Genomic DNA, 6,233 nt, shown 5'->3' on the forward strand with positions numbered 1-6,233 from the left:
TTCCTCCGCTCAGAGACGAGTTTGGTCCAGACGATTGGCCGCGCCGCGCGCAATGCCGACGCCCGCGTCGTGCTCTATGCCGACCGGATCACCGGCTCGATGGAGCGCGCCATGGAAGAGACCAGCCGCCGCCGCGAGAAACAGGTCGCCTATAATACCGAACACGGCATCACGCCGACCACGATCAAGCGCGCCGTCGCCGACATTCTCGGCGAACTCGGCGAAAAGCCCGGCAGCGCCCCGAAAGCCCGCGGCCGCGGCAAGGACAAGGGCAAGTCACGCGGCGTCACCGAGACAAAAGCCTTGCCACTTGCAGGTGAATCCGGCCACAACTTCAAAGCCGTCCTCGCGGACCTGGAAAAACAAATGCGCGAAGCCGCCGCGAACCTCGAGTTCGAAGAAGCTGCGCGCCTCCGGGACGAAGTGAAACGGCTGAGGGAAGAGGAATTGGGGCTTTAATCTTTCGAAACTCGAGAATGAAAGATGCTTACGAAGATTGAACGACTAATTTCCAGAAGCCTGCTAACGATTTTTCTGTCTGTCGTCGTATTCTATTTAGTATTCGAAACGCTCGACAGTATTGATCAAAATGTTGGTACTCTGAGACCATTTGAGAGTCTATTCAGTGTTGGCTCCAATTTTTTTCTAGGAATATGCATTTCCTTTCTCTTCTATTACCTCGTCGTCGTAGTCCCAGAAAATCGGCGTCGAGAAGCCATTAAGAGCAATCTATCCTTTCAATATAAACGCATCAAAGAAGATATTCTGTACCAAGTCATTTTTGCTAGCCAACAAGGGGGGCGAAATGATTTGACGGCAGATACGGAGACACTTGAAAAGCTCAGCACGGTCCAAGGATTCCGAGATGCGTTTGTAGGCGGTCGCGAAGCAGACGAAGGTTTCTATGCGTTCAGAAATCACATGAGCGCAGATGTTCCCGAGTTCCGAGAGATCATCTTCGGTTTTAAGATGCTTGCGGAGCAGATTGATTTTGTAATGCATAACTATCCGATAGCAGACCCGGAGATATTTAGAGTACTCAATAATCTCAAACATGCGTTTCGTCATATTGAGTTTTCCGGCCCCGGTTATGATGAAGAGAAGGCAGTATCCAAACTGATCTGGGAGATCTTTGGTGGTAGCAATTGGGTCGATGGACCTCGCGACTATGACTTGATTGAGCGAATGATCACCGACGTCTAAAAGCGCACCGCTCCGCGATGCTGTAGGGCGGGTTATTGAAGCGAAACCCGCCATTCGCACTTGCTGCTTGGCGGATCATGACCCGCCCTACCTTCTCTTCTTGTCATCCCGGAAAGCGCATCGCGCTTATCCGGGACTCAGCGGGGCCGCCCGTCCGCCCCCTACTCATCCTTCGACCCCGGCCTTCACCGGGGCAGGCCCCGCTCAGGATGAGTCCGCCTCTTGCGGCCCCTGCGACGCGCTCATGCTGAGCGAAGTCGAAGCACGGGCGCTGGCTCCGCGTCGTTCCGGCGGAGGCTCCGGCGTCCGCCGGGGATACGGTGTGTGGGAACAGAGGTACGTGCTTCCCTCCTGGCGTCATCCCCGACGCGAAGCGTCTGGGGACCCATCTCTGAACGGGGTGGCGGGAGCGTCATGGAAAGATGTCCGCATGAGGCACCTGCAGGAGATGGCCCCCCAGATGGCTTTGCCATCGGGGGTGACGACGTAATGGCGTGCGGGAAGATACAGCCCGGCGCTTGCGCTTGGGCAGCCTACGCGGAAATCGCGGTGCGATTTCTGATCGCTACACCTCCCCATGATACCCAAACCCGTTCGCGTGGCACCATTGGATGAGGGTCGGGAGGGCGGCTTGTTCTGCCTTGAGGAAGCCACCGACCTTTTCGGCGAGGGCGTGCTTGCCCTGCAGGGTCAGTGTGGTGATCGCCTCGCGAAGCAGCGGGTGGAAATTGCGGAACCAGCCCTGCGCCGCCAGCAGGATCATGTGTTCCGTCAGCTCCTGATCGCTGCCCTTATCGTCCGGGTCGAACCCGCGGACCACTTCGCGCGCAATGGCCAGACGTTTCTGGAATGTGGCCGAGACGATCCAGGGCAGATGGTCCGGCGGCGTGTCCCCCGCCTCCCAACAGGCGCAGACCTGTAGCGCGGCGCGGTAGAGCGCGGCATTCATCTCCGCCTGTCGCATCTGCTGGGTGGCGGCCTCGGTTGCGGCGCGCACCGGGGCGGCAAAGCTCTGCAAACTGGTCAGGCGGCGGGCTGCGCGCATGTCCTGCTCCGCCTCCGGAATATATCCCGCCTCCAACAGCGCGCCGACACGGGCGCGGGCCAGCGTGATTTCCTCATCGGTCTGGCTGCGCGGCGTGAACGGCTCATCGCTCTCTTCCTCGTCTTCCTCGTCACGCAAGAGGGTGCGCCGCGCGGCCAGTTCCGCCTGCTGGCGAATATGGTCGGCCTCGTCCTGCGCCTTGGCGGCTTCGGCCTGACGGGCGGCAATGTCCTTGTGGCGAAAGCCATCCTCGCGCGCCCATTTGGTCAGCGTGGACCAGGGCAGGTCCAGCCGGCGGGCGATTTCCCGCATCGGCTCGCCCGCCTCGGCGGCCTCACGGGCCAGATGGCGCAGGGCGGTCAGGCTCGCTGTCGTGCGGCGTTGGCGTTTGGCGGGGCGGGGCGCATCACTCATGCCGGGCAGACTGCCACGGACGCGGCCCCATCGGATTGCTCCGGGGGCAAGGCCATGCGCGGCGGACGATCCCGCCCCCAGAGGCAGAGGAGAGCGGCGCGCCCCTCCCCCATTGCCCGGACATGGCCCAGAGTTCTGGACCGGTTCTGGGCCAGTTCGGTACCAGTTATGGACAGTTTATGGGCTCTTTATGGGCCAGATTCGAGGCCCGAACGGCGCGCCTTATCCCCCGGTTACCGCGCCCGCTATCAGATACAGGATCACCGCAATTCCGCCCGTCACCAGCGCATAGGGCATCTGGGTACGGACATGGTCGATATGGTCACAGCCCGCCGCCAGGGAGGCGATGATCGTCGTGTCGGAAATCGGCGAGCAATGGTCGCCAAACACGCCCCCGCCCAGCACCGCCGCCAGCACCAGCGAGGGCGGCAGGCCCAGCGCGGCGGCCAGCGGCATGGCGATGGGGATCATGATGCCATACGTGCCCCAGCTCGTGCCGGTCATGAAGGCGGTGACGCCCGCCACGACGAACAGCACCGCCGGCACGATGATCGGCGAGACAAACTGCGCCGCGACGCCTGACAGGAACGCGCCCGTGCCGAGCACGCGCAGGCTGTCGCCCAGCGCAATCGACAGGAACAGGATCGTCACCACGGGCACCATTTCGGCAATGCCGGCAAAGCCCCGTTCCTGTAGTCCACCCTTGGGAAAGGCCTTGCCCATCGCCAGCAGCACGGCCGCGACCAGCATGGCGAGGCAGATGGCCCACAGGATCGACTGGCTGCCGCTGCCGGCCAAGATGTTGCCGCCGCCCGTCCAGGCCATGAAGGCCAGCGCGCCGAGGATCATCACGGCCAGCGGCAGCCACATGTAGATCGCGCGGGTCGGGGCGATAGGTTCCTCGTCTTCGGCCAGCACGCTGCGGCCCTGCCCGGCGGTCTTCATCGGGCCGAAGACGCGGCCTGTGAACACGGTGAAATAGACGCCGACCAGCGTCAGCAGGGCGTAGAAATTCCACGGGATCGTGCCGGCCACGACGCCGATCGGGCTCTCGAAGCCGAACGGCTCGACCAGGCCGAGGGCGTAGGCGCCCCAGCCATTCAGCAGGATCAGTGTGCTGACCGGCGCCGACGTGGAGTCGATGATATAGGCCAGCCGCTCCCGGCTCAGCCCATGCGCGTCGAACAGGCGCTGGCCCAGCACGCCGCTGCTCAACAAACTCACATTCGTTTCGACAAAAATGGCTGTGCCAGCCAAAGCCGGCGCGAGGGCCGCGCGGCGCGGGGTCGAGGCGAGGCCGCGCTTCATCAGGCCACTGACCAGCGCCTCGACGCCGCCAGAGTCGCGCATCCACGCGATCAGCGCGCCGATCAGCAGGCAAAACAGCAGGACGCGCGTATTGCCCGTGCTCTCGAACACACCGACCGCACGGTCAATCGCGCCCAGTGCGCCCATGCCGGGATGGAAGCTGGCGATCAGCGTCTCCGAAGCCAGCAAGGCGAGCCCCAGCGCAGCATAGACATTGCGCGTCACCAGCGCGACGAGGATCGCCAATACCGGCGGCAGTACAGTCAGGATTTCCAGGGCCCAGCCTCCTTGTGTGCAAGCCCCTCACCTAAGCGCATTCGCCGCCCGATGCCCAGCGCCCTGCGTGCATCGAGAGGTGCAAGCCGGGATGTGACGCAGAAATGCGCGGATTCAGGCCGCCATCACAAAACTGTGAAATTCTCCTCAGAAGGGACTCGACTCATGCCCGTTTTTGGGGAATCATTTCGGTAAGCCAACGACATCCAGGCGGGAGCAGACCCGCTTCAGGAACGGTGGCAAGTACGTCGCCCTCGCAGGAAGGGCCAGGCCAGAAGCAAGGTTGTGAGAGCAGCGGCGCAAAGGATTTGGAAGGACCGCGAGACAAAGCAGGCGATGTCTTCGATCAGGGGAGCTAGACCCCGGAGCGAAGGGCTGTGAGGCGTGACCGGAGCGCGATCCGAAACACGTGACCAAAGGAAAATCCCTTGGGATTACCGGCGGTTAGGTCAGAACAGCACGTAATTCGCCCGTGCGATTACATGTCTGAAACTGATCCGGGAGACGGCCTTGGGCGCATGCCCGCTCGCAAGAATGTGGCGGCGACCAGACCGGATCCTGACAAAGGGCAAAAGAAAAGGCCCGCTTCCGCGAGCCTGATCTGGAACCCGGTGTCCATCGAGGACCGACAACGAGTGCATGCACAGTGTCTCGGTAGTCTGATTCGAAACACCAGAGAAGGTGTGATCGTCCGCGATCACACCTTTTTTGCGCCCGGTGAAATCCAAATTTCGCGCCTCAGGCGAACTCGCGCACAGTCATGCCCGCAACCTCCCCTGCCCTTCACGCGTAACTTCAGCGAACCCACCCAGAAACCCCGCTATACCCGAAAGGCCCCTTCACCATGCTCGCCCTGATCGAACCCGTCTTCGGCCTGATCGGCGCATGGGGTCTGTTCGCCGCCATCGCGCCGAAGTTGCGCACGGAAATCTGGTGGATGCGTGTCTGGGTCTATGGTCGTCTTCAAACCTGCCTTGTTCTCCTCGCTGCAGCTGCCCTCTACATCTCACTCTACCCTGCCGCCGAACTCGGCAATGCCAGCCTGCTGATGGCCTATGCCGTCGCCTTCCTCATCTGCGCCGCAGACATTCAGCCTTACCTACCGGGCCGCAAACGCGAACTGCGCCGCGCGAAAGCAGGTGCCAACGGTACGCCGCTCTCAATTCTGCTGATAAATGTGCTGCAGGAGAATGAGGACCACACCGCCGTCATTTCCCGCATTCGCGATAGCCATGCCGATGTCCTCTTCCTGTCAGAAACCAATGCGCGCTGGCGCGATGCATTGTCCGACCTCGAAAAGGACTATCCCCACACCTACCTTTTGGACAAGGAAGACCATAACGGCCTTCTGTTCTATTCACGCTACCCGATCAATCAGGCCCAGGAACGCTATTTCTGTCAGGATCACGTGCCGTCACTCACGATGGACATCGACATGGCTGGTAGTGAGGTGCGTCTTTATTGCATCCACCCACGCCCGCCACGCCCCCGCGACGACACACAGCATCTTGATGACGAGTTGATGATCGTCGCCGATGAATTGCGCGAGCAGGAGCGACCTGCTCTGGTGATCGGCGATTTCAACGAAGTCGGCTGGTCCTGGATGGTGCGGGAGTTCAAGCAACATGCCGGCCTTTGCGATCCCAAGCGTGGACGTGGTCTCTACAATTCCTATGGCGCGAAAAACCCTTTCCTGGCTTGGCCGCTGGACCACGCCTTTGTGACACGGGATTTCGACCTCGTGACCATCCGGCGCCTTCGCCCATGCGGATCAGATCACTATCCAATGCTTTATGGTTTTCAACTGCGGTCGGTTTGATTGGCATCCCTCTGATTACTGTGTAGGTTCTGCTTAACCATAAACAGGGGGATGGTGATGCGGCCAGTTACACTCACTATCAGCTTGATGGTCTTGGCGACCATCCTCGTCGGGTGCGAGACCTCGGAGACCGCTCAACGCGCGCCCGCCTCAGTTGAAGTCGTCACG

5 protein-coding genes are annotated in these 6,233 nt (G+C 61.2%); 3 read left to right on the forward strand and 2 right to left on the reverse strand.

The genetic code is table 11. The features are described from left to right. Together B4F73_RS16375 and B4F73_RS16380 are read left to right on the forward strand one after the other, a co-directional pair. On the forward strand, positions 1-459 hold a 459-nt coding region (locus tag B4F73_RS16375), incomplete at its 5' end, for a UvrB/UvrC motif-containing protein (RefSeq protein WP_290483804.1). 24 nt (positions 460-483) lie between these two features. Further along, the gene (locus B4F73_RS16380) at positions 484-1,203 is read left to right on the forward strand and encodes a hypothetical protein (RefSeq protein WP_290483805.1); all 720 of its coding nucleotides are present in this window, start codon (positions 484-486) and stop codon (positions 1,201-1,203) included. A gap of 565 nt (positions 1,204-1,768) precedes the next feature. Here the strand turns inward: B4F73_RS16380 and B4F73_RS16385 are convergent. After that, complete coding sequence (locus B4F73_RS16385) at positions 1,769-2,662, reverse strand: hypothetical protein (protein WP_290483806.1); 894 nt, start codon at positions 2,660-2,662, stop codon at positions 1,769-1,771. A 222-nt stretch (positions 2,663-2,884) separates the two neighbouring features. Further along, the gene (locus B4F73_RS16390; protein ID WP_290483807.1) at positions 2,885-4,216 is read right to left on the reverse strand and encodes a Na+/H+ antiporter NhaC family protein; all 1,332 of its coding nucleotides are present in this window, start codon (positions 4,214-4,216) and stop codon (positions 2,885-2,887) included. A gap of 874 nt (positions 4,217-5,090) precedes the next feature. Here B4F73_RS16390 and B4F73_RS16395 point away from each other — a divergent pair. After that, entirely contained in the window at positions 5,091-6,065 is a 975-nt protein-coding gene (locus B4F73_RS16395; protein WP_206992137.1) for an endonuclease/exonuclease/phosphatase family protein, read from the forward strand. Positions 6,066-6,233: the final 168 nt, after the last annotated feature.

It is taken from the genome of Hyphomonas sp. UBA3601 (assembly GCF_002375605.1).
Classification (GTDB): domain Bacteria; phylum Pseudomonadota; class Alphaproteobacteria; order Caulobacterales; family Hyphomonadaceae; genus Hyphomonas.

What these genes read in the sequence shown, in the direction of transcription:
- B4F73_RS16380 (WP_290483805.1), top strand. Translation starts at nt 484, where the DNA reads ATGCTTACGAAGATTGAACGACTAATTTCCAGAAGCCTGCTAACGATT.
- B4F73_RS16385 (WP_290483806.1), bottom strand. Translation starts at nt 2,662, where the DNA reads ATGAGTGATGCGCCCCGCCCCGCCAAACGCCAACGCCGCACGACAGCG.
- B4F73_RS16395 (WP_206992137.1), top strand. Translation starts at nt 5,091, where the DNA reads ATGCTCGCCCTGATCGAACCCGTCTTCGGCCTGATCGGCGCATGGGGT.